The sequence below is a fragment of the Streptomyces anandii JCM 4720 genome (assembly GCF_014650655.1).
Lineage (GTDB): Bacteria > Actinomycetota > Actinomycetes > Streptomycetales > Streptomycetaceae > Streptomyces > Streptomyces anandii.
Map to the genome: position 1 here is coordinate 94519 of NZ_BMVJ01000022.1, position 22392 is coordinate 116910.

The 22392-nt window shown below is 72.6% G+C and carries 22 protein-coding genes; 11 read left to right on the plus strand and 11 right to left on the minus strand.

What is annotated here, in order from left to right:
• Positions 1–15 precede the first annotated feature (15 nt).
• Positions 16–1518, minus strand: a complete 1503-nt coding sequence (locus IE249_RS29690) for an IucA/IucC family protein (RefSeq protein ID WP_373304486.1) — start codon at positions 1516–1518, stop codon at positions 16–18.
• A gap of 117 nt (positions 1519–1635) precedes the next feature.
• On the opposite strand from IE249_RS29690, the gene IE249_RS29695 reads away from it, so the two are divergent.
• From IE249_RS29695 to IE249_RS29705, 3 genes are read left to right on the plus strand one after another with little or no spacing between them, the layout of a single operon-like run.
• Positions 1636–3168 (plus strand): IucA/IucC family protein, encoded by a 1533-nt coding sequence (locus tag IE249_RS29695; protein ID WP_189709689.1) that lies wholly within the window; start codon positions 1636–1638, stop codon positions 3166–3168.
• Between the two features lie 9 nt (positions 3169–3177).
• On the plus strand, positions 3178–4443 hold the full coding sequence (locus IE249_RS29700; RefSeq protein WP_189709691.1) for a VWA domain-containing protein: 1266 nt from the start codon (positions 3178–3180) through the stop codon (positions 4441–4443).
• Positions 4443–5282 carry a hypothetical protein gene (locus IE249_RS29705; protein WP_189709693.1) on the plus strand — a complete coding sequence of 280 codons (840 nt, stop codon included), beginning with the start codon at positions 4443–4445 and terminating at the stop codon, positions 5280–5282. The genes IE249_RS29700 and IE249_RS29705 overlap by 1 nt, the downstream gene beginning before the upstream one ends.
• A gap of 54 nt (positions 5283–5336) precedes the next feature.
• Here IE249_RS29705 and IE249_RS29710 read toward each other — a convergent pair whose 3' ends face one another.
• Complete coding sequence (locus tag IE249_RS29710; RefSeq protein ID WP_189709695.1) at positions 5337–5972, minus strand: winged helix-turn-helix transcriptional regulator; 636 nt, start codon at positions 5970–5972, stop codon at positions 5337–5339.
• Positions 5973–6059: 87 nt separating this feature from the next.
• Here IE249_RS29710 and IE249_RS29715 point away from each other — a divergent pair, with 87 nt between their 5' ends.
• The 4 genes from IE249_RS29715 to IE249_RS29730 all read left to right on the plus strand — a co-directional run bounded on the left by IE249_RS29715 (position 6060) and on the right by IE249_RS29730 (position 9458).
• Positions 6060–7268 (plus strand): pyridoxal phosphate-dependent aminotransferase, encoded by a 1209-nt coding sequence (locus IE249_RS29715; protein ID WP_189709697.1) that lies wholly within the window; start codon positions 6060–6062, stop codon positions 7266–7268.
• Positions 7269–7400: 132 nt separating this feature from the next.
• Positions 7401–8006 carry a histidine phosphatase family protein gene (locus IE249_RS29720; RefSeq protein ID WP_189709699.1) on the plus strand — a complete coding sequence of 202 codons (606 nt, stop codon included), beginning with the start codon at positions 7401–7403 and terminating at the stop codon, positions 8004–8006.
• A gap of 340 nt (positions 8007–8346) precedes the next feature.
• Entirely contained in the window at positions 8347–8982 is a 636-nt protein-coding gene (locus IE249_RS29725; protein WP_189709701.1) for a hypothetical protein, read from the plus strand.
• Positions 8983–9035: 53 nt separating this feature from the next.
• A complete protein-coding gene (locus IE249_RS29730; RefSeq protein WP_189709703.1) occupies positions 9036–9458 on the plus strand; it encodes an acyl-CoA thioesterase in 423 nt (140 codons plus the stop codon).
• 75 nt (positions 9459–9533) lie between these two features.
• On the opposite strand, the gene IE249_RS29735 is transcribed toward IE249_RS29730, so the two are convergent.
• From IE249_RS29735 to IE249_RS29765, 7 genes are all read right to left on the minus strand, one after another.
• Positions 9534–10925, minus strand: a complete 1392-nt coding sequence (locus IE249_RS29735) for a nucleobase:cation symporter-2 family protein (RefSeq protein ID WP_268249729.1) — start codon at positions 10923–10925, stop codon at positions 9534–9536.
• A 310-nt stretch (positions 10926–11235) separates the two neighbouring features.
• Positions 11236–12612, minus strand: a complete 1377-nt coding sequence (locus IE249_RS29740) for an 8-oxoguanine deaminase (protein WP_189709705.1) — start codon at positions 12610–12612, stop codon at positions 11236–11238.
• A 21-nt stretch (positions 12613–12633) separates the two neighbouring features.
• Complete coding sequence (pucL, locus tag IE249_RS29745; protein ID WP_189709707.1) at positions 12634–13554, minus strand: factor-independent urate hydroxylase; 921 nt, start codon at positions 13552–13554, stop codon at positions 12634–12636.
• 7 nt (positions 13555–13561) lie between these two features.
• Entirely contained in the window at positions 13562–13966 is a 405-nt protein-coding gene (uraH, locus tag IE249_RS29750; protein WP_189709709.1) for a hydroxyisourate hydrolase, read from the minus strand.
• Between the two features lie 3 nt (positions 13967–13969).
• Positions 13970–14482, minus strand: a complete 513-nt coding sequence (uraD, locus tag IE249_RS29755; RefSeq protein WP_189709711.1) for a 2-oxo-4-hydroxy-4-carboxy-5-ureidoimidazoline decarboxylase — start codon at positions 14480–14482, stop codon at positions 13970–13972.
• Between the two features lie 225 nt (positions 14483–14707).
• On the minus strand, positions 14708–15070 hold the full coding sequence (locus IE249_RS29760) for a helix-turn-helix domain-containing protein (protein WP_189709713.1): 363 nt from the start codon (positions 15068–15070) through the stop codon (positions 14708–14710).
• Entirely contained in the window at positions 15067–15348 is a 282-nt protein-coding gene (locus IE249_RS29765) for a YkoF family thiamine-binding protein (RefSeq protein ID WP_189709715.1), read from the minus strand. Before IE249_RS29765 ends, IE249_RS29760 begins: the two co-directional genes overlap by 4 nt.
• A 164-nt stretch (positions 15349–15512) precedes the next feature.
• Between IE249_RS29765 and IE249_RS29770 the strand changes: the two genes are divergently transcribed.
• The 3 genes from IE249_RS29770 (at position 15513) to IE249_RS29780 (ending at position 17975) form a co-directional block, all read left to right on the plus strand.
• Complete coding sequence (locus IE249_RS29770) at positions 15513–16343, plus strand: TIM barrel protein (RefSeq protein WP_189709717.1); 831 nt, start codon at positions 15513–15515, stop codon at positions 16341–16343.
• A gap of 43 nt (positions 16344–16386) precedes the next feature.
• Entirely contained in the window at positions 16387–17280 is an 894-nt protein-coding gene (locus IE249_RS29775) for a 2-hydroxy-3-oxopropionate reductase (RefSeq protein ID WP_189709718.1), read from the plus strand.
• Positions 17281–17738: 458 nt separating this feature from the next.
• Entirely contained in the window at positions 17739–17975 is a 237-nt protein-coding gene (locus tag IE249_RS29780; protein WP_189709720.1) for a hypothetical protein, read from the plus strand.
• Positions 17976–18079: 104 nt separating this feature from the next.
• Here the strand turns inward: IE249_RS29780 and gcl are convergent, their stop codons facing one another.
• On the minus strand, positions 18080–19864 hold the full coding sequence (gene gcl / locus IE249_RS29785; protein WP_189709722.1) for a glyoxylate carboligase: 1785 nt from the start codon (positions 19862–19864) through the stop codon (positions 18080–18082).
• A gap of 279 nt (positions 19865–20143) precedes the next feature.
• On the opposite strand from gcl, the gene IE249_RS29790 reads away from it, so the two are divergent.
• Positions 20144–20827, plus strand: coding sequence for a hypothetical protein (locus tag IE249_RS29790; RefSeq protein ID WP_189709724.1), 684 nt, complete (start codon positions 20144–20146; stop codon positions 20825–20827).
• Positions 20828–20967: 140 nt separating this feature from the next.
• Here the strand turns inward: IE249_RS29790 and IE249_RS29795 are convergent.
• Positions 20968–22392 (minus strand): Ig-like domain repeat protein (locus IE249_RS29795; protein WP_229859534.1); only part of this gene is annotated, 1425 nt, incomplete at its 5' end.

Genomic DNA, 22392 nt, shown 5'->3' on the forward strand with positions numbered 1-22392 from the left:
ACGTGGATCACCTCCTCACGCTGCGCCACGAGGCGAAGCGCTGACCAGCGGGTTGGGCACGGGGTGGTAGCGGGCGGCGGCGCCGTCCGCCGCCGTCCAGCGCAGCAGCAGGTTGGTCTTGCCGGGGAGGGCCGGGGAGGCGAGCAGGCCGGCGATCTCGGGGAGGTCGTGCCGGGTGAGCTCCTCGCGGAGGGCGGGCCAGGGGTCGTAGGACGGATGGCGTTCGGTCAGGGCCGCGGCGATCTCGGTGAGGTGGTTGACGACCAGGCAGTAGACCAGGCGTTCCCAGCCGGACGGCCGGGAGACCTCCGGGAGCAGCTTGACGCCCTCGGCGTCGCGGAAGACGGCCTGGACCGGCAGGCCGGCGGCGTCGACGGCGATCAGTGAGTTCTGCAGATGCGCCTCGAGGACGACGCCGTGCCGGGCGAAGGCGTTCAGGGGCGGGGGCACGACCTGGCGCAGATAGGCCCGCCACCAGTGATCGGGGTCCAGCGGGCCGTCGAGGGGGTTGCCGTCGAAGCCCTCGGCGAGGGCGGCGGCCAGCAGCGGGGTCGCGCCGGGCAGCAGGTGTCCGCGCAGGCCGTCGCGGACGACGACGGCCAGTTCCTCGAAGGCGAAGCGGGCCGTGCGGTACCCGCGGTCGCTCAGCCAGGCCGCGGGCTCGTCCTGGGCGGCGAAGGCCCGGGCGACGGCGGTGTCGGTGCGGCGCAGCCGGCGCAGGTCGTGCCGCCACAGCCGCCGTACGTCGTTGGTGATGCGCACGTCCAGGCTGAACTTCAGGAACAGGTCGGCCCCGGGCGCGTGGACGGTGCGGATGGCGGCCGTGGGGCGGACCTCGGACGCGGTCGTGCCGAGCCGCAGCAGCCGGCCGTCGGCGAAGGCGCCGGCGAGGTCGCGGCCCACCAGGTCGAGTTGCCAGGGGTGCGCGGGCAGCAGCCGGTAGCCGGGCGGGGCCTGGCCGAGAGCGTCCAGGGCCGAGGTGTCGCCCTCCTCCTCGGCCTGGTCCTCGCGCACCGCGAGCAGTGCCAGCGGGAAGCGGGCGTACGCCTCCGGCGCGTACGGCAGCCAGGAGGCGACCGGGCCGCCGCCGCGCGCCTTGGGCGCGGGGTGGTGGGGGTGGCCGGTGACCAGGGACTGCTCGGAGCGCGTGTACGGGTCCTGGGGCGCCGTCGCCCGTGCGCGGGCCTCCAGCAGCGCGGCCACGGTGTCCCGGCTGTCGATCATCTCCGCGGGCAGTTCGTGGTTGGACAGCCCGGTGTGCCGGCGCAGTTCCTCGGCGACCAGTTTGACCAGCTCGGTGTGGCCGAGGGGCTGCCAGCCGTCCGCCGTGCGCACCTCGGGCCCGGCGGGCCGCCGCCCGGGCCGCACCCGCAGCAGCCGGCCGCTGCCCGGCAGCCGGTACACCCGCCGGTCCCGCGGGTCCGCGCAGGGCTGCGCCACCTCGCGGAGCAGGCAGTTCAGCAGGGGCGCCGCCGCGTACGCGTCGGCGCGGGCCGCGACGTCGCCGCTGGGGGGCATGAGCTCCACGCGTTCGCGTTCCATTCGTTGCATACGTCCACACGGTGCGAAGGTGATCAGTATGTCTGCCCGGCGCCCACTACCGTGAAGCCCGACCGTTACCGGAGGAGCCCGACCGTGCACCGTCCCCCCACCGCCGAGGCCGAGGTCGCCGAGGAGCTGGCCGCCGTGCGCCCCGGCCTCGTGCCACGGTACGCGCAGGAGCTGCGCGGTGCGCGGGCCGCCGTGCTCTCCCGGTTGTGGCGGGCCCTCGCCCACGAGCCGCTGCCGTGGATCAGCGGCCGGGAGCGGTGCCGGGACACCCTGGTCCTGCGGCTCGGCGACGGCCGCCGGCTCAGCGGGCCGCCGGCGGATCCGTACGCCACGGCGGCGTACGTGACGGTCGTACACCTGGACGGAACGCCCTACGACGATCCGGCGGCCCTGACGACGGCCCTCGCCGTACCGCACGGCGACGCCTTCGCGGCTGAACTCGCCCACAGTGTCGCCTCCTTGGCGCTGTCGCGCGCCGATCGGCCGGCCCCCTCCGAGGCTCACCCGAACGAGTGGCCCGCCGAGGACTGGCAGTGGGAGCAGCGGGTGATCGACGGCCACCCCTTCCATCCGAACTGCCGTGCGCGGCCCGGTTTCTCGGTGGCCGAGCAGCTGGCGTACGGGCCGGAGCACCGGCCTGCGGTGGAGCTGGGTCTGCTGCCGGTCGCGCGGGAGGAGTGCCTGGTTTCCGGGGTCTGGCCCGACGAACTGTGCGACGGGCGGCGGCTGCTCGTGCCGGTGCATCCCTGGCAGGCGGCCCACGTGCTCAAGCGGTCCCGCGAGGAGCGCGCGCTCACCGCGCACCCGCTGATGTCGCTGCGCACCCTGGCGCTGCCCGGCGGGCCGCACGTCAAGACCGCGCTCACCGCCCGGCTGACTTCCTCGGTGCGGGACATCTCGGTCGGCTCGGTGGCGGCTTCGGCGACCCTGTCGGAGTTCGGGCAGGATCTGGCCGGACGTACGGACGGCCTGCTCCGTATCACCCGCACAACGGCCGCGATCGCGGCCGGCTCCCCGGACCTCGCGGCGCTGTGGCGCGAGTCGCCGCGCGCCTGCGCGGGCCCCGGCGAACACGTGCTGCCGGTGGCCGCCCTCGCCAGCACCGAGCTGCCCGGCTCCCCCGCCTGGCTGGCCGAGTTCACCCGGCTCGCGCTCACGGCCGGGCTGCGCCTGCTCGGACTGGGCGTGGCTTTGGAAGCGCACGGCCAGAACCTGCTGGTGGTCCTCTCCGCATCGGGTGAACCGCTGCGCCTGGTCTACCGCGACCTCGCCGACATCCGCGTCAGCCCCGCCCGGCTGGCCCGGCGCGGCATCCCCGTGCCCGACCTGCCCGCCAGGAACCTCACCGACGATCCGGTGGCCCTGCGCCGCAAGCTGTTCGGCTCCCTGGTGGCGGGCGCGCTGGCCGGCACGGCGGGATCGGGGGCGGCACTTGGCGCTGCCCTGGAGTCGGCCGTACGGGACCTGCCGCGCTCCCCCGACCTACTGGCGCTGCGTCAGGACGCCGTGCCGACGAAGGCGTTGACGCTGATGAGACTGTCGCCCGGGACTCCCGGCGACCTGTGGACCGAGCTCCCCAACCCGCTCGTTTTGGAGCCGCGCGCGTCCGGTCAATAAGATCCGCCGATGATCACAAGACAACGGCTGGCGGCGGGAGTCTGTGCTCTGCTCGCCGCCCTGACGGCCGGGTTCGCCCTGCCCGCCGGCGCCGCCGCCGCCGAGAGCGACGGCCAGGCCGCCCCCAAGGTCGAACTCGTCCTGGATGTCAGCGGTTCCATGCGGACTCGGGACATCGACGGCGGGACGCGGATGGCCGCGGCCAAGCAGGCGTTCAACGAGGTCCTCGACGCCACGCCCGAGGAGGTCCAGCTCGGTATCCGCACCCTCGGCGCCAACTACCACGGCAACGACCGCAAGACGGGCTGCAAGGACACCGCCCAGCTCTACCCGGTCGGGCCGCTGAACCGCACCGACGCCAAGACCGCCGTGGCGACGCTGAGTCCGACCGGCTGGACCCCCATCGGGCCCGCGCTGCTGAAGGCGGCGGACGACCTCCAGGGGGGCAACGGCACCCGCCGTATCGTCCTGATCAGCGACGGCGAGGACACCTGCCAGCCGCTGGACCCCTGCGAGGTGGCCCGCGAGATAGCCGCCAAGGGCGTCGGCCTGACCATCGACACCCTCGGCCTGGTGCCGGACGCCAAGACCCGCGACCAGCTCAGCTGCATCGCGGACGCGACCGGCGGCACCTACACCTCCGTACAGCACAAGGAGCAACTCAGCGACCGTGTCGGCCAGTTGGTCGACAGGGCCGCCGACCCGGTGGTGACGCCGGTGGCCACCGAGGGCGCCGCCGACTGCGCCAAGGCGCCCGCGCTCAAGTCCGGCCTCTACACCGACCGCGAGGAGTTCGGTCAGCAGCGCTGGTACCGCGTGGACGTCAATCCCGGGCAGGAACTGCGCGCTTCGGTGAGCGTGGCCGACGACCGCACCGTGAGCCCCGACTACGGGGTGCTGCTGCGCGCGGTGACCGTGCACGGCCGGGAGATCGTGCGCGGCGAGGCGGCGGGCAACGGCCGCACCGACGTGATGTCCACGGGCCTGCGCTACCCGAGGCCCGAGAGCGACGACAACAACGCCCCGGCCGAGACCGTGTGCCTGCAGGTCACCAACTCCTTCTCGGCCGCGCCGGGCGTGAAGACCACGCCGGGCCTGCCGCTGGAGCTGACCGTGGACGTGGTGGACGGACCGGACAAGGCCGCCGACGTGGCCGCCTTCGGCCTGGGCCGGGGCTGGTGGCTGCTCGGCGTGCTCGTGCTCGTCGGCTTCCTGGCCGGACTGGTGTGGGGCTGGGTGTCGCGCTGGCGGATCGCGGTCTGGAGGACCAACTGATGCGGATCACAAAGGCACTCGGCGCACTGACCGCCGCGCTCCTCACCCTCGGGGCGGTGGCCGCCGGTCCCGCGGCGGCGGACTCGACCCCCTCCCCGAGCCCCACGGGCGACACCAAGGCGCCGACGCAGGCCGGCACGTCGTTCCGTACGGCGACGGAGATCGAGCAGGGGCAGCGGGCCACCGCGAGCGCCGCCGCGGGCGACTACCTGTACTGGTCGTTCCCCGCGGACGCCGGTGCGCGCCCGACCGTCACGGCGACGGTGAAGCTGCCGGGCACGCACGCGTCGCAGACCTGGCAGATCGACGTCTACGACGGCCTGCGGCGCCGCCAGTCCTGCCAGTACGGCGCCCAGACGCGCACCGCCGCGCAGGGCACCGGCTCGGTGGAGCTCGCGTGCGTGCTGCGCACGGTCCGCGCCTGGTCGGAGGCGTGGTCCAACGACCCGCTGCCGGGCACGTACTACATCCGGCTGACAGCGGTCGGCCTCCAGTCCTCCGACCTCGGTCTGCCGGTGAGCGCCGAGGTGCGCGTCGACTCCAAGGACATCGGCGGCTCGGCTGCGGTGGACGGCTCGCTGGCGCAGCCGCTGGTGCCGGGCATCGCGGTCACTTCGCGGCAGAACGGGAGTGAGTCCGGCTCCGATTCCGGCTCCGGCTCCAAGAAGGCGGCTGTGCTCTCCAGCATCGAGCCGGACGGCGGCTGGTCGTCCGGCTGGTGGTCCGACCGGTGGGTGTGGACGGGGATCGGCGCCGTGCTGGCCGCCCTCGCGGGCGTCGGCGGCTACGCGCTGACCCGGGGCCCGGGCCGGCCGACGCGGGTGCCACCAGACGCCTGATGGCCCGTCATGCCGATGAGACGGCAGGCCCGTTCCTCTGGAACGGGCCTTTCGTCATTCCTCCCGCAGGGCGCGCAGTGCCTTGCCCGGAGTGCCCTCGCCGGACACCTCGATCCGCCCCGCGCGCACCGCGTCCGCCAGACTCAGCTCGCCCCGGGCGAGAGCCGTGCAGGTCGGCGAGTCCAGCGCCAGGCGGGCGTCCGGCTCACCCGGCGCCGGCCCGTCCCCGTAGACGGGGCCGCCCTGCGCACCCAAGTGCAGGTGGAAGTCCCCCTCTTCCAGGCGGACTTCGACGACACCCTCGCCCTCCAGCGCGCGTAGCAGCGGCAGTGCGAACCAGTGCGCGCGCACCGCGTCGGTGGGGCGCGGCTCGCCGAGTTCGGCCTGCCCCCACTCCCCCAGCGCCTGCAGCACGGGCAGCAACGCGGCGCCGCGGGCGGTGAGTTCGTAGACGAAGGCGGCGCCGGGCGGCGGCAACCTGCGCCGGGTGGTGAGTCCGTCGCGCTCCATGTCCTTCAGCCGCGAGGCGAGCACGTCGGTGCTCACTCCGGGCAGGTCCGCGTGCAGGTCCGTGTAGCGACGCGGGCCGGCCAGCAACTCCCGGACGATCAGCAGGGTCCAGCGGTCGCCGACGGCGTCGAGCGCGCGGGCGGCGGAGCAGTACTGGTCGTAGCTTCGGCGAGGTGACATGCGACGCAGTCTAGACATGTTGTTGGACTTTCCAAGCTCGAACTTGGTAAAACCAAGCAACACCTGATGGCGGAGGGGAAGCGACGCATGGAGTTCCGGCAGTCGAGCAAGCTCAGCGAGGTCTGCTACGAGATCCGCGGTCCGGTGATCGAGCACGCCAACGCGCTGGAGGAGGCGGGCCACAGCGTGCTCCGCCTGAACACCGGCAACCCCGCGCTCTTCGGCTTCGAGGCGCCCGAGGAGATCCTTCAGGACATGATCCGGATGCTGCCGCGGGCGCACGGCTACACCGACTCGCGCGGCATCCTCTCCGCCCGCCGGGCGGTGGCCCAGCGCTACCAGGAGCGCGGGCTGGAAGTCGGCGTCGACGACGTGTTCCTCGGCAACGGCGTCTCGGAACTGGTGTCGATGGCCGTGCAGGCGCTGGTGGAGGACGGCGACGAGATCCTCATCCCCGCGCCGGACTTCCCGCTCTGGACGGCCGTCACCACCCTGGCCGGCGGCAAGGCGGTGCACTACCTGTGCGACGAACAGGCCGACTGGTACCCGGACCTGGACGACATGGCGTCGAAGATCACGGACCGCACCAAGGCGGTGGTGATCATCAACCCGAACAACCCCACCGGCGCGGTGTATCCGAAGGAGATCATCGAGGGCATCCTCGATCTCGCCCGCCGGCACGGCCTGATGGTCTTCGCCGACGAGATCTACGACCAGATCCTCTACGACGGCGCCGTGCACCACAGCGCCGCGGCTCTCGCCCCGGACCTGGTGGTCCTCACCTTCTGCGGGCTGTCCAAGACCTACCGCGTCGCGGGCTTCCGCTCCGGCTGGCTGGTGGTGAGCGGACCCCGGCAGCACGCGAAGGACTACCTGGAGGGCCTGACGATGCTGGCGTCCATGCGCCTGTGCGCCAACGCGCCCGCGCAGTACGCCATCCAGGCCGCGCTCGGCGGCCGCCAGTCGATCAGGGAACTCACCGCGCCCGGCGGGCGGCTGCACGAACAGCGCGATGTGGCCTGGGAGAAGCTCAACGAGATCCCGGGCGTGTCCTGCGTGAAGCCCAAGGGCGCGCTGTACGCCTTCGCGCGTCTGGACCCCAAGGTGCACCGCATCCACGACGACGAGCGGTTCGTGCTCGACCTGCTGCTGCGGGAGAAGATCCAGGTCGTTCAGGGCACGGGCTTCAACTGGCCCGCCCCGGACCACTTCCGCATCCTCACGCTGCCGCACGCCGACGTCCTGGAGACGGCGATCGGGCGGATCGGCCGCTTCCTCGGCGGCTACCGGCAGTAGCGCGCCTGCCGGGCCACGGGGGCGGCCCGTGCCCCGCCCCCGTCCGGCGCAGTCCGCCCTGCGGGCCCGGGGACGGGTGTGACAGGCTGCTGACGTACGTGTCAGGAAGGGACGACGGGACGGAACGACGGCGTGGGTGATCTCTTTCTCGTCCGCCACGGTGAGACCGAGTGGTCGAGGTCCGGGCGGCACACCGGGTGGACGGACGTGCCGCTGACCGAGCGGGGCCGCGAGGAGGCGCGGCGGCTGGTGCCGCTCATCCGCTCGCACCGCATCGGCGCGGTGTTCGTGAGCCCGCTGCAGCGGGCCCGCGAGACGGCCGAGCTGATCGGCGTCCACGACGCCCGCATCGACTCGGACCTGCGCGAGTGGGACTACGGCGGCTACGAGGGCGTCACCACCGTCGAGATCCAGCGCACCCGGCCCGGCTGGTTCCTGTTCACCGACGGGGTGGTGCCGGGGCCGCCGGCGCACCCCGGTGAGACCGCGGAACAGGTCGGTGAGCGCGCCGACCGCGTGCTGAGCAAGGTCGACGCCGCGCTCGCCAACACCGAGGGAGTCGTGCTGCTCGTGGCCCACGGCCACTTCCTGCGCGTCCTCACCGCCCGCAGACTCGGCCTGGCGCCCGAGGCCGGCGCCCTCTTCCAACTGGCCACGGGCACGGTATGCCGCCTCGGCACGGAACACGGCCGCCCGGTGATAGCGGGCTGGAACATCAGACCCACACCTCAGGCGTAAGAGCGGGCCCGGCCGCGGGCCCGGGGCCGTGGGCGGTCCGCAGGCCATGAGCCATGTACGGGCCCAGACCGGGAGCAGACCGCGGGCCGTGGGCCATGTGCGGGCCATGGACAGGCCGCGGGCCATGGACATGCCGCGGGCCGCGGGCAGGCCGCAGCGCCTGGGGCGTGGGCTCGCTGCGGGCCAGGGGCCGGGGGTGAGCCGCGGGTCGGGGCGGGTCCGTGTCAGTGCCGGGGGCGTTGTCAGTGGTGGGTCGTAGTCTTCGAGTGGGTCGGGGTGGTGCTCGCCGGCCTTCGGACCAGAGGCTGCCGCGGCCATGGACAAAGGGGAGGAGTTCGTCGTGACACGACCGCCGACCGCTGCCCAGCGGCGCGTCATCGACGGCGCCGATCCCGGGACCGGGCGGGTCCGGGGGACCGAGGCCCAGCTCGCAGCGCTGGTGAAGCGCGGGCTCGCCTTCCGGCACCCGCGCCCGCCGCACGACCACTTCCTCACCCCGGCCGGTCACCGGATACGTGAGTCGCCGCCCGGCGCCGAGGACCCCGCCCGGCCGGCCGAACCACCCTCTTCCACTGGCGTGTTCGCCGCGCGCGTCGGCGGGGAGGAGGACACGGCGGCCGCCGGCCCGGCGCGGGCGCGCGAGGTGCACAGCGCGTGGCAAGGGCTGCTGGAGCTGCGCCGGATGACCAACCCGGACGCGGACACCGGCCGGCCCTGCGACTGGGAGCGCGCGCATCTGGTGCGGGCCGCCGCGCTCGCCCTGGAGGCGGCCGGTCACCGTGCGGCGGGGCCGGAGGGCGACGGCTACCGGGTGCGGGCGACACCGCAGCCCGAGGCGGTCGCCGTGTACGGGCCGGACACCGGCGTGCTGAGGGCCTGCGCGGCCACGCTGGAGGCGGCGGGCTGGCAGGCCGGCGAGTACACGGAGCCGCGTACGAGGGCGCGGTATCTGCTGGCTTCGCCCCGCAGGGTGTGAGGCGCGTGCCAGGATCGGCAGACCAGAGCATTCGTACGAGGTGAGGGAGTGCAGTGAGCGAGCCGTTCTCCGTCCGGGTGACCGTGCGCGGGTACGAGACCGATGTGCAGGGCCACCTCAACCAGGCCGTCTACCTCAACTACGCGGAGCACGCCCGCTGGTCGCTGCTCCAGGCCGCGGGGATAGGTCAGGCGGACCTCGTGGCGAGAGGCGTGGGGCCGGTCGCCCTGGAGACGACCATCCGCTTCCGGAGGGAGCTGCTCGCCGGTGACGAGGTGGATGTGACCTGCGCCTTCGAATGGGGCACGGGCAAGACGTTCACCATCGCCCAGACCGTCCGCAAGACGGACGGCACCGTCGCCGCGGAGATCTCGGCGGTCGGCGGACTGATGGACCTCAAGGCGCGCAGACTCGTCGCGGACCCGCGGGAGTACTTCAAGGAGCTCACGACGGATCCGGTCCTGTTCGGCCTGTGAACCCCCGCCGCCCCGCGGCCGCGCGCGGGGCACGGCGCAACGGCCGTACCCCGCGGGCGAGGTGACTGAGCGGGTTCAGTGGACGGCCGCGATCTCCTCGGCCGTCTCCATGGGATGGGTGACCTCGCGGGCCTCGCCGCCCCTGCCGACGTGGTTGAACAGGAGGTTGAGCACGACCGCCACCACGCAGCCGGTGGAGATGCCGGAGTCGAGGACGATCCGCGCGGTCTGGGGGAAGGAGTGGTAGAAGTGCGGCGCGGTGATCGGGATGATTCCCGCGGCGAGCGAGACGGCCACGATCAGGACGTTGTTGTCCTTGTCCAGTCCGGCCCGCACCAGCGTCTGGATGCCGCTCGCGGCCACCGAGCCGAACAGCACCACGCCCGCCCCGCCGAGCACCGGACGCGGCACCACGGCGATCAGGGAGGCGGCCGCGGGACACAGTCCCATGAGGACCAGGAAGCCACCGCCGAAGGCGACCACGAACCGGCTGCGGATGCGGGTCATCGCCACCAGCCCGATGTTCTGCGCGAAGGCGCTGCACATGAAGCCGTTGAACAGGGGGCTGAGCGCGGAGCCGAGGGTGTCGGCGCGCAGGCCGGCGGCGATGGTCCGCTCGTCGGCGGGCCGCTCGACGACCTCGCCCAGGGCCAGCATGTCGGCGGTGGACTCGGTCATCGACACCACCATCACCACGCACATCGACAGGATCGCGGCGAGCTGGAACTGCGGGGCGCCGAAGTGGAAGGGGGTGGGGAAGCCGATCAGCCGGGCGTCCGTGACCGGGCCGAAGTCGGCCATCCGGAACGGTATGGCGACGAGTGTGCCGCCGACCATGCCGAGGAGGACGGCGATCTGCTTGACGAAGCCCCGGGTGAAGCGGCGCAGCAGCAGGACGAGGAGGAGGGTGGCCCCGGCGAGGGCGAGATGGGACGCCGAGCCGTAGTCGCCGGCCGCCGGGTCGGGGCCCTGGGCCCAGCCGAAGGCGACGGGCAGCAGGGACACGCCGATCAGGGTGATCACGCTGCCGGTGACGACGGGCGGGAAGAAGCGGATCGCCTTGCAGAAGACGGGGGCGGCCAGGAAGCCGAGGAGTCCGGCCACGATCACCGCGCCGAAGATGACCGGCAGGGCGTCGGACTTGTCCTTGGTGGAGGCGACGATCGCGGTCATGGGGGCGACCCCGGCGAAGGTGACGCCGTTGACGAAGGGCAGCCGGGCGCCGATCTTCCAGATGCCGAGGGTCTGCAGGAAGGTGGCGAGTCCGGCGGTGAACAGGCAGGCGCCGGTCAGGAAGGTCAGTTCGGCGCCGGACAGGCCCACGGCCGCTCCGACGATCAGGGGTGGGGCGACCACGCCCGCGTACATGGCGGCCACGTGCTGGAGGCCGCTGGTGGCCATCTTCAGGGCGGGTAGTTTCTCGTCGACGGGATGGGTGGACCCGGCCGGGGTCCGTGCCTCGTCGATCTCGTCGCTGGACGTGCGGTGAGCGGCCACGGCGGCTCCTCCGGTCGGTGGACACGTCGTCGTTGACGTGGGTTCAGGGAGGTGGTGCGTGTGTGGTCGTGCGGGACCGGGGGCGGGGGCCCTGGGCAGGGCCCCCGGGTGGACGACGGAGGACCGTTCCGGGGCGCGCTGCCACGCGCGCCCCGGAGACGGCCCGCCGCGGACCGCTCGGGTCCACGGCCGCCGGCCGGGAGCCGTCCCTCCCGGCCGGGGTTCTTGGGCGGTGGCTCTTTGGCCGGAGGGCTTCCGGCCAAAGAGCCACCACGGCCGCTCAGTCCCGCGCGGCGATGCGCGCGAGCCGCTGGGCCTGCTCGCGGGTGGAGCGTGCGACGGCGTCCTCGTCGACGTGCAGCAGACGGCCGTCCGCCACGATCTGCCGGCCGCCCACGAACGAGGCGGTGACCGGGGCGGCGGCGCCGAGGACCAGCGCGGCCACCGGGTCGGCGATCGAGGCGTGGGCGAGGGTGTCCAGCTTCCACAGCACCAGGTCGGCCAGCTTCCCGGGTTCCAGGGAGCCGGTCTGCTGGGCGCGGCCGAGCACCTGCGCGCCGCCGTAGGTGCCCAGGCGAAGTGCCTGACGGACCGTCAGCGCCGCCTCCCTGTGCGGGCCCAGGCGGTTGACGAGCAGGGCGTTGCGCAGCTCGGTGTGGAGTTCGCCGGACTCGTTGGAGGCGGTGCCGTCCACGCCGAGGCCGACCGGGACGCCGGCCGCCAGCATGTCGGGGACCCGTGCGATGCCGGCCGCGAGGCGGGCGTTGGACGAGGGGCAGTGGGCCACCCCGGTGCCGGTGCGGGCGAAGGCGGCGATGTCGGAGTCGTTCATGTGGACGCAGTGGGCCATCCACACGTCCTGGCCGAGCCAGCCGGTCGACTCGAAGTAGTCGGTGGGGCCCATGCCGAACAGCTCGTGGCAGAACTTCTCCTCCTCGACCGTCTCCGAGCCGTGGGTGTGCAGCCGCACGCCCTTGCGGCGGGCCAGCTCGGCCCCCTGCCCGAGCAGTTCGGTGGTCACGGAGAACGGCGAGCAGGGCGCGACGGCCACCTGCGTCATCGCGCCGAAGGAGGCGTCGTGGTGCTCGTCGATCGCCGCCTCGGTCGCGGCGAGCGCGTCGTCGATGCTCTCGACGGCGAAGTCCGGCGGCAGGCCGCCGTCCGACTCGCCCCGGTCCATGGAGCCGCGGGCCAGGGTGAAGCGCACGCCCGTCTCGCGTGCCGCGCGGATGATCGCGCCGGTCAGGTCGCCGGAGCCGCGCGGATACACGTAGTGGTGATCCATGGCCAGGGTGACGCCGCCGCGGGCCATCATGGCCAGCGACCCCTGGGCGGCCGCGTGAACCATGTCCTCGTCGATGCGCGCCCAGGTCGGGTAGAGCGCGACCAGCCAGTCGAAGAGGTTGTGGTCCGTCGCCAGGCCGCGGGTGATCCACTGGTAGAAGTGGTGGTGGGTGTTGACCAGGCCAGGGGTGACCAGGTGGCCGGTGGCGTCGATCCGGCGTACGACGCCGTCCAGGCCGCCGGGGGCCCGGCCCTCGCCGACGGACTCGATGCGGTCGCCGGCGAGGATCACGTGTCCGGAGGCGTACTCGGTGTCATGCGCGTCGACGGTCGCGACGGCGCAGTTCTCGATGACGATGCGCTGGGGCGCCATGGTTCGTCCTTCTCGCTTCCGTCACAGGTTGGTGAGGTCCGCCGGGATGCGCGCCTCGCGGCCCTCGCGCAGGACGGTGGCCTCGATCAGGCCGTAGGGGCGGTCGGCGGCGAGGTACACCTCGTTGTCGTTCTTCAGCCCGAACGGCCCGAGGTCCACCAGGAAGTGGTGCTTGTTCGGGAGGGAGAAGCGGACCTCGTCGATCTCGGCCCGGTGCTCGATGATCCGCGTGCCCATCTGGTAGAGCGTCTGCTGCAGCGACAGGGAGTAGGTCTCGGCGAAGGCCTGGAGCATGTGCCTCTTCACCTGCTCGTAGGACTCGTCCCAGTCGGGCGTCTTCTCGGCGTCGTCGGTCCAGTCGAACCGCCAGCGGGCGGAGACATCGGTGGCCAGGATGCGGTCGTGGGCCTCGGGGAGTGTCGTGTACTTGTCCTTGACGTAGCCCCAGAACTCGGAGTCGGTCGAGTTCAGGACCGTCAGATCCTTCAGGCCGGAGACGACCTCCCAGGACGAGCCGTCGTACGTGATCTGGGCCAGCCGGGTCTCCTGGCCGGTGCGGACGAAGGAGTGCGCGCCCCGTCCCGCGTGCTCGATGCGCTCCCAGGCGTACTCCTCGACGCGGATGCGGGCCCGGTGGATCGCCGGCTGGGAGGTGACGAAGTGGCGTGCGAGGTGGATGCCGAACTGCTCGGCGGAGTCGATGCCGTGCTCCTTGGCGAAGGCGAACACGGTGTTCTTGGTGGTGTCGGTCGGCAGGACGCTGGCGTTGGAGCCGGAGGTGTGGACCTCGTCCATGTCGCCGGAGAGGGCGACGGAGACGTTCAGGTCCTTGATGTGGTGGGTGTCGCCGTCCCGCGTGATCCTGACGACGCGGTTCTCGGCCTTGCCGTACTGGTTCTGTCCCAGGACCACGGGGCGGGCGGGGCGGGAATTGTCTGCCATGTGTCTGCTAGCTCCCTCGGTATACGGAGTAGCCGAACGGGTTGAGCAGCAGCGGCACGTGGTAGTGCTCGCCCGGTACGACGGCGAACGTGATCGCCACCTCCGGGAAGAACACGCCGGTACCGCTGTCCCGATTCGCGGGGGCGTCCTGCTGCGCCTCGGCTTGCTTGTCGACGAAGTACGGCTCCACGGCGAAGTCGAGCCGTACGTGGGTGGTTCCCTCCGGCAGGGCCGGGAGGTCCTTGCACCGCCCGTCGGCGTCGGTGAACGAGCCACCGAGCTCCCGCCAGTCCGCGTCCCGGCCCGGACGGGCGGAGACGTGGACGGCGACGCCGGCGGCGGGCCGGCCGGCGGAGGTGTCCAGGATGTGCGTGGACACGGAGGCCACGGAGGTGTCGGTCCCGGTGCTCATGGGTCAGGCTTCCTCTTCGGCGAGTCGGGTCAGTCGGATGCGGTTGATCTTCCCCAGCTCGGTGCGGACGATCTCCCGCTCCCGCTCCGGCGAGTTGCCGATCCGCTCCTCGATCGCTTCCCGCATCTGCTCACCGGTCCTGCCGGTGGCGCAGATGAGGAAGACATGGCCGAACTTCTCCTGGTAGGCCAGGTTGAGTTCGAGCATCCGGTCCCTGAGTTCGTCGGAGGCCCCCGCCATGCCGCGCTGCTCCCGGGCGGAGGCCGGGTCGCCGGGCCTGGGGCGGCCGATCGGCGGGTGTCCGGCCATCGCCTCCTCGAGCCCGGCGGTGTCCAGCTGAGCCGTGGCGGCGTCACCGGCGGCGCACAGGTCGTCGACGGTGGCGTACGGACGGGCGGCGAGCAGGCGGTGGGCCCACTCCGTGGCGGCGCAGACCTCCAGGAGCGCGGCGCGGGCCGCGGGTTCCGGGAGGTCGTTGAGGCGGGCGAGGCCCGGCGGCATGGAATGCGAAGTCACGGCAGCCTCCGTGGCCGCGAGCGGCCTTCGTGCTGAACGGGCTGCGGATAGCTAACGCCCTCGGGAACAGGGCGTCAACACTTTGTTGAAAATTCCGGCACACGGGCCGGGGCCGGGTGGGCGGGGCCGCGGTGCGCGGGCCCGCGAGCCTACGGGCGTGCGGCGCGGGGGTGTGCGGCCCGTGGGCGTGCGGCCCGTGGGCGTGCGGCCCGCGGATGTGCGGGCTCAGCCCTCCTTCTCACGGTTGAGGTAGTTGTAGACCGTGAAGCGGCTGACGCCGAGCGCGCTCGCCACGGTCTCCACGCCGTGCCGCACCGAGAAGGCGCCGCGCGCCTCCAGCATCCGTACGACCTCCTGCTTGGCCTTGCGGTCGAGGTCCGCGAGCGGCACGCCCCTGCGGCGCTCCATCGCGGCCAGGATGTGGTCGAGGGAGTCGGCGAGCTGCGGCAGGCGCACGGCGACGGCGTCGGCGCCCTCCCAGGCCAGCACCACGTCGTCGGGGCCGGCCTCGTCCGGGGGCAGCAGCTCGCCGCCGATCGCGTCGACCAGCGGCTTGACGGCCGCGATGAAGGGCTCGTCGCCGGTCACCCCTGCCCCTCCCCGCCCGGGACCGTCGAGTCCGGAGCACCGGCGATCACGTTGACCTGGAGGGAGATCCGGGTGGCGCCGGCGTCCAGGGTCCTGCGCAACAGGGCGTCCACGGCGGTGAGCACCACATCCGCGCGGCCCTCGACGGTGTTGCCGAACGGGCCGACGTCCACGGCGTCCAGCTCCGCCGACTCGACGACCCTGCGGGCCTCCAGCGCGTGGGCGGGGGCCTCGTCCAGATCGAAGGGTTCGGTCGTGAACTCCACTCTCAATCGCACGGGCTCAACCTAACGCGCGCGAGGGGCCTCGGGGCAGCCCCGGTCCGGACGGACCCACCCCTTGACAAGCCACGACGGGCGACGGCAGTCTTCCAACAGACAGAAAGAAACTTCCGCTATACGAAATAGCCGGAAGGGCGACCACGGAAGGGAGCGCGGCCCCGATGGGATTCGCAGACCAGCGCTTCAACGTCAACCTGTCGATCCTCTTCACCGAACTCCCGCTCCTGGAACGCCCCGCGGCCGCCGCCGCGGCCGGCTTCAGCGCGGTCGAGCTGTGGTGGCCCTGGGTCGACACCCCCACGCCCGCGCAGCCGGAGCTGGACGCGCTGAGGAAGGCGATCGAGGACGCGGGCGTACGGCTCACCGGCCTGAACTTCTACGCCGGCCGGCTTCCCGGCCCCGACCGGGGCGCGCTGTCGGTCCCGGGCGAGGAGTCGGAGCGGTTCCGCGCCAACGTCGACGTGGCCGCCGGCTTCGCGCAGTCGCTCGGCTGCCGCGCGCTCAACGCCCTGTACGGCAACCGCGCCGAGGGCGTGGACCCGGCCGAGCAGGACGCGCTCGCCCTGGAGAACCTGGTGCTCGCGGCGCGGGCCGCCGACCGGATCGGCGCGGCACTGCTGATCGAGGCGCTGAACCTGCCGGAGTCGCCGCACTACCCCCTGGTGTCGGCGCCGGCCGCGGCAGGGGTCGTCGAGAAGGTCAACGAGGCGACGGGCCTCGGGAACGCGAAGTTCCTGATGGACCTGTACCACCTGGCCATGAACGGCGAGGACCTGCCCGCGGTCGTCGACCGGTACGCACCGGTCACCGGCCATGTGCAGATCGCCGACAGCCCCGGCCGCGGCGCGCCCGGAACCGGCTCGCTCCCGCTGGAGGACCTGCTCGACCGGTTGGGGAAGGCCGGTTACGACGGCTGGGTCGGCCTGGAGTACAAGCCGGGCGACCGCCCCAGCGCCGAGGCCTTCGAGTGGCTGCCGCGCGAAGCGCGCTGAACTCCCCGACCCCGCCCAGAAGTCAGGAAGGCACCCCGTCATCATGAGCAGCAACCTCCCGAAGATCGCCTGGATCGGCCTCGGCATCATGGGCTCCCCCATGTCCGAGAACCTGATCAAGGCGGGTTACGACGTCACCGGCCACACGCTGGAGCAGGAGAAGCTGGACCGGCTGGCCGCCGCCGGAGGCAGGACCGCCTCCTCGATCGCCGAGGCCGTGCGCGACGCCGACGTCGTCATCACGATGGTGCCCGCCTCCCCGCAGGTCGAGGCCATCGCCTACGGTCCCGACGGCATCCTGGAGAACGCCCGCGCCGGCGCCCTGCTGATCGACATGTCCTCGATCACCCCGCAGACCTCGGTCGACCTGGCCGGGGCGGCCCGGGCCAAGGGCATCCGCGTACTGGACGCCCCGGTCTCCGGCGGCGAGGCCGGCGCAATCGAGGCGGTCCTCTCCATCATGGTCGGCGGCGAGCAGGCCGACTTCGACGAGGCGAGGCCCCTCTTCGAGGCGCTCGGCAAGACCATCGTGCTGTGCGGCCCGCACGGATCGGGGCAGACCGTGAAGGCCGCCAACCAGCTGATCGTGGCCGTCAACATCCAGGCGTGCGCCGAGGCCGTGGTCTTCCTCGAGAAGTCGGGCGTGGATCTGAAGGCCGCGCTGGACGTGCTGGGCGGAGGGCTGGCCGGCTCGACCGTGCTGACGCGCAAGAAGGACAACTTCCTCGACCGCGACTTCAAGCCCGGCTTCCGTATCGACCTGCACCACAAGGACATGGGCATCGTCACCGACGCCGCCCGCAGGGTGGGCGCCGCGCTGCCGGTGGGCGCGGTGGTCGCCCAGCTGGTCGCGTCGCTGCGCGCCCAGGGCGACGGGGGCCTGGACCACTCGGCCCTGCTGCGGGCCGTCGAGCGTCTGTCCGGCGCCCGCGTCTGAGGACTTCCGGGCCGCGGTGCCGCCGACACCTGTCCTGTCGCGCCCAGGCGGCACCGCGGCCCGGAATCGCAGCAAGCCGCGTCCAGGGGCCCGCATGGGCCGGCCCGGACGCGTACGCCCCGCACGGCGGCCCGGACGACCCCGACAAGGACTGGTCGTCCACCCGCCGGCCGTGCGGTAGGGGCGAGGACCGCGGCGGTGTGCGAGCCAGTGCGGTGGTGAAGGAGCCGAACCGTCCTCCCGGCCAGAGGGAGACGCCCGGCCTCCGTCGCAACCGCCGCGGTCCCGGTCCGCCCGGAGGCGGCCACAGCCTGTCCCACTCCTTACGGCGCCGGCCACACGAACCTCGTGTCCGGCGCCACAGCCATGCGCACACGGGGCGGTGCGCCACCTCTGCCCGACCGAGACGGGGGGTGGGCGAGGGTGCGGAGAGGCGTCCCCGGCGGGAGGGTGAACGTATGGACAACCTCACGCAGCATCCGCACATCGTCGTGCACGCACCGGCCCTGGACGGCTCCCGGCGGGTGACCGAGGGAGACGTGACCCTCGGCCTGGCGTCCCACCTGGACGACGTCGTCGAGATCCTCCGGCTCGCCGACCTCGACCGCATCGAGGTGGAGGAGAGCGACCTCATCGAATGGCAGGGCGGCGGCCCCGAGGACTGGCCGGGCCTGACGGAACACGAGGACGCCTGAGCCCCCACCCCCACGGGACGTGGAAGGCGCCCCCACCGCACAACGAAGGGGCGACCCTCCCCCGCGGGCGGGCCGCCCCTGTCCGCCGGCCGCCCGGCGCGGCGTCAGACCTTCAGCGGCCTGACGGACGTCGGCGCGTGCCCGGCCTCCGTCGCCACCTCCTCGAACTCCACGACAGCGCCGATGTCGTTGGTCACCGACATGGAGATGTTGGTGACGCGCTCGAGGATCGCCTCGACCACCACCGGCACCCGGAACTGTGCGGCAAGCTTCCGCGCCCGCTCGAACGCGGCGCCCAGCTCCCCCGGCTCGGTCACCCGGATCGCCTTGCACCCCAGCCCCTCGGCGACCTTGACGTGGTCGACGCCGTACACACCCAGCTCGGGCGAGTTGACGTTCTCGAACTCCAGCTTGACCTGGAAGTCGATGTCGAACGCCCGCTGCGCCTGGCGGATCAGTCCCAGGTAGGAGTTGTTGACCAGCACGTGCACATACGGGATGTTGTGCTGCGCGCCCACGGCCAGTTCCTCCAGCATGAACTGGAAGTCGTAGTCACCGGAGAGCGCCACCACCTCGGCCCCGGGGTCGGCCTTGGCCACGCCCAGTGCGGCCGGGATCGTCCAGCCGAGCGGCCCCGCCTGTCCGCAGTTGATCCAGTGCCGCGGCCGGTACACGTGCAGCATCTGCGCGCCGGCGATCTGCGAGAGGCCGATGGTGGAGACGTAGCGCGTCTCGGGCCCGAAGGCCTTGTTCATCTCCTCGTAGACCCGCTGCGGCTTGATCGGCACGTCGTCGAAGTGCGTACGGCGCTGCAGCCGCGCCCTCTTCTCCTGTGCCGCCGCGGCCCACGCGCCGCGGTCGGGCAGCCGGCCGGCGGCCTTCAGCTCGCGGGCCACCTCGACGAACAGTTCGAGCGCCGCCTTCGCGTCGGAGGCGATGCCGTAGTCCGGGGCGAAGATCCTGCCGATCTGGGTCGGCTCGATGTCGACGTGCACGAAGGTGCGGCCTGCGGTGTAGACGTCGATGCGGCCGGTGTGGCGGTTGGCCCAGCGGTTGCCGATGCCGAGGACGAAGTCGGACTCCAGGAGCGTGGCGTTGCCGTAGCGGTGGGAGGTCTGCAGGCCGACCATGCCCGCGTTCAGGCCGTGGTCGTCGGGCAGGACGCCCCAGCCCATCAGGGTCGGCACGACCGGGGTTCCGGTCAACTCGGCGAACTCCACCAGGAGTTCGGCGGCGTCCGCGTTGATCACACCGCCACCGGCGACGATCAGCGGGCGCTCGGACGCGTTCAGCATGCCGAGCGCCTTCTCGATCTGGGCGCGGGTGGCGGCCGGCTTGTAGACCGGCAGCGGCTCGTACGTCTCGGAGTCGAACTCGATCTCGGTCTGCTGCACGTCGATCGGCAGGTCGATCAGCACCGGCCCGGGACGGCCGGAACGCATCAGGTGGAACGCCTGCTGGAAGACGCCGGGGACCTGCGCGGCCTCCAGGACGGTGACGGCCATCTTGGTCACCGGCGCGGCGATGGAGGCGATGTCGACGGCCTGGAAGTCCTCCTTGTGGATCACGGCGGTCGGGGCCTGACCCGTGACGCACAGGATCGGGACGGAGTCGCCGATGGCCGAGTACAGGCCGGTGATCATGTCGGTGCCGGCAGGCCCGGAGGTGCCGACGCAGACACCGATGTTCCCGGGCCGTGCGCGCGTGTAGCCCTCGGCCATGTGCGAGGCGCCCTCTACGTGGCGGGCGAGGGTGTGGGTGATGCCGCCGGAGGCCTTGAGCGCCGCGTAGAAGGGGTTGATCGCCGCGCCCGGCACACCGAACGCGTCGGTGACGCCCTCGCGCTTGAGGATCTCAACTGCCGCGCGGGCAGCGGTCATACGAGCCATCGAGTACTCCTGCTTCGGCTGACTTCAGCTGTCATCGGCTGCCGGATTCGCACGCCCGTCGCGCCCCGCGGGAGCTCTTCCGTAGCTCTCCAGTTTCTATTCCGTATTGCGGAATCAAACTTCTACTATCTGGAAGCAATGTAGAGGGGGGCCTCAGGGGCGTCAAGAGAGGGCAAGGAGGAGTCCGGCGGTGTCCGAAGTCCCGGACAGCGGAGGGTGACCGGGAGCACCATGGGAGGCTGCCTCGACCGCCACCTCGATGCGACTCCTGGAGTGGCCATGCCCGAGACCGTGCCGGTGCGCTGCCCGGCCTGCCGACGTGAGCACGTCTATGCCGCGCCGTCGTATCCGTGCGCGTGCGGAGCGCCTCTCGCGCCGCCGCTGGACCGCAGGGCCGCGCCCGTTCCGGTCGCGCACCGCGTCTGGGACGAGGACTGGATCACCGTCCGCTGCGCGTCCTGCGGCCGCCGCGACCAGTGGCCGCGCCCGGAACTCGGCTGCCCCTGCGGCACGGTACTGCGCATCGCCGTCACGAACACGCCCCCGCACGGCGCCAGGAGGGACACGCCTCCCGCACTCGCCCGGCCGCCCTTCGAACCCGTCGCCATCCGCACCGCGCGTGACGCGGTCACCGACGCCGCGCTGTATCTGCGCTGGCTCGGCTACGAGGACATCCGCCGGGCCGACCAGCGTCCGCCCTCCGGCATCGGCCTGGCCGCCCGGGGCTTACTGGCGCAGGTGGACCCGGCCGCGCGGCCCGCCTCCCTGCGGGACGTGGAGTGCCTGTGGCTGACCGCCATGACGGACTCCGCGGCCTGCGTGTACTTCTCCCTCACCGGATACGCGGACGATGCCCGGGCACGCGCGGACTCCCTCGGCATCCCGCTGTTCGTCCTCGATCTCACAGGTGCGGCCCGACCGGTGAACGGCCCTGCCGAGGGACTGCACGCCACTCAGGCCTGACTGCCGCGGGCCGCTCCGATGACCTGCCCGCGAACAGAGGGACTTCGCAGCGGACACGCCGGCGCCCGGCCGGAAGACCGGCCGGGCGCCGACGCGTTCGCCGTGCAGCGGATCTGCTGCTGTTGAAGGGGGCTAGGCCCTCACTGGACCACCTGCGTGACCGTCGCGGTGTCCCCGGCGAAACTCGCGTCACCGCCGTAGGTCGCGGTGATGGTGTACGGGCTGCCCGTCGTGTCCGCGTACGCGTGCGTGGCCGTCACCGCTCCGGCGGCGAGGGTCTGGGTGACGGGCGGCGTACCGTCACCGTAGTCGAGTGTCACGGTTCCTGCCGGCGTCCCCGCACCTGGTGCGTCCGCGGTCACCGTGGTGGTCACCGTCACATCCTCGCCCACGGCCGACGGATTGGGAGCGGACGTCACTGTCGCCGTGGTCGTGGCCTGGTCCACCGTGTGGGTGCCCGTCGCGGTGCTCCCGGTGAAGTCCGTGTTACCGCCGTAGGCCGCGGTGACGGCGTAGGGACTGCCCGCGACGTCGGTGTACACGTGCGTGGCCGTGGCCACGCCACCCGTCACCGTGGCGGTGGTCGTGCCCGATCCGTCACCGAAGTCGAAGACCACCGACCCCGTGGCGGTCCCCGCGCCCGGAGCCACCGGCGCCACCGTGGCGGTGAAGGTCACCGGCTGACCCACCACCGACGGATCCGGCACATCGCTCAGAGCCGTGGTCGTCGCCGCCGCGTCGACAGTGTGACCGCCGGAGCCCGAGGATGCGGTGAAGTCACCGTCACCGCTGTACGCGACCGCGACGGTGAACGGAGATCCCGTACTCGTGTCGTAGGCGTGTGTGGTCGTGGCCATGCCACCGACCACGGCCACCGGACCCGAGACGTTCCCGTCCCCGAAGTCGAACACCACCGTCCCGGTGGGAGTTCCCGCTCCGGGGGCCACGGGCGCGACCCGGGCGGTGAAGGTCACCGGCTGACCCACCACGGAGGGGTCGGGCAGGTCGTCGAAGACGCTGGTGGTGGTCGCCGCCGGGTTGACGGTGTGGCTGCCCGTTGCCGAGGATCCGGTGAGATCACCGTTCCCGTTGTACACGGCAGCCACGAGGAACGGGGAGCCCGAGGTCGTGGCGTAGGCGTGCGTGGTCGTGGCCACACCACCGACCACGGCCACCGGAGCCGAGACGTTCCCGTCCCCGAAGTCGAACACCACCGTCCCGGTGGCCGTCGGCGCGCCCGGCGCCGCGGGTGCCACCGTGGCGGTGAACGTCACCGGCTGACCCACCACCGACGGATCCGGCACATCGCTCAGAGCCGTGGTCGTCGCCGCGGGACTGACGGTGTGCGCGCCGGTGCCGGCCGAACCGCTGAAGTCGCCGTCGCCCCCGTACGTGGCAGTGACGGTGAACGGACTGCCGGACGCACTGGCGTAGGTGTGGGTGACCGTGACCGTGCCACCGGCGAGGCTGCCGCTCCCGGCCGGCGATCCGTCGCCGAAGTCGAAGGTGACGTTCCCCGTGGGGGTGCCGGCGCCGGGCGCCACCGGCGCCACCGTGGCGGTGAA

What these genes read in the sequence shown, in the direction of transcription:
- IE249_RS29690 (WP_373304486.1), bottom strand. Translation starts at nt 1,518, where the DNA reads ATGCCCCCCAGCGGCGACGTCGCGGCCCGCGCCGACGCGTACGCGGCG.
- IE249_RS29700 (WP_189709691.1), top strand. Translation starts at nt 3,178, where the DNA reads ATGATCACAAGACAACGGCTGGCGGCGGGAGTCTGTGCTCTGCTCGCC.
- IE249_RS29705 (WP_189709693.1), top strand. Translation starts at nt 4,443, where the DNA reads ATGCGGATCACAAAGGCACTCGGCGCACTGACCGCCGCGCTCCTCACC.
- IE249_RS29710 (WP_189709695.1), bottom strand. Translation starts at nt 5,972, where the DNA reads ATGTCACCTCGCCGAAGCTACGACCAGTACTGCTCCGCCGCCCGCGCG.
- IE249_RS29715 (WP_189709697.1), top strand. Translation starts at nt 6,060, where the DNA reads ATGGAGTTCCGGCAGTCGAGCAAGCTCAGCGAGGTCTGCTACGAGATC.
- IE249_RS29740 (WP_189709705.1), bottom strand. Translation starts at nt 12,612, where the DNA reads ATGGCGCCCCAGCGCATCGTCATCGAGAACTGCGCCGTCGCGACCGTC.
- pucL (WP_189709707.1), bottom strand. Translation starts at nt 13,554, where the DNA reads ATGGCAGACAATTCCCGCCCCGCCCGCCCCGTGGTCCTGGGACAGAAC.
- uraH (WP_189709709.1), bottom strand. Translation starts at nt 13,966, where the DNA reads ATGAGCACCGGGACCGACACCTCCGTGGCCTCCGTGTCCACGCACATC.
- IE249_RS29770 (WP_189709717.1), top strand. Translation starts at nt 15,513, where the DNA reads ATGGGATTCGCAGACCAGCGCTTCAACGTCAACCTGTCGATCCTCTTC.
- IE249_RS29775 (WP_189709718.1), top strand. Translation starts at nt 16,387, where the DNA reads ATGAGCAGCAACCTCCCGAAGATCGCCTGGATCGGCCTCGGCATCATG.
- IE249_RS29780 (WP_189709720.1), top strand. Translation starts at nt 17,739, where the DNA reads ATGGACAACCTCACGCAGCATCCGCACATCGTCGTGCACGCACCGGCC.
- gcl (WP_189709722.1), bottom strand. Translation starts at nt 19,864, where the DNA reads ATGGCTCGTATGACCGCTGCCCGCGCGGCAGTTGAGATCCTCAAGCGC.
- IE249_RS29790 (WP_189709724.1), top strand. Translation starts at nt 20,144, where the DNA reads ATGCCCGAGACCGTGCCGGTGCGCTGCCCGGCCTGCCGACGTGAGCAC.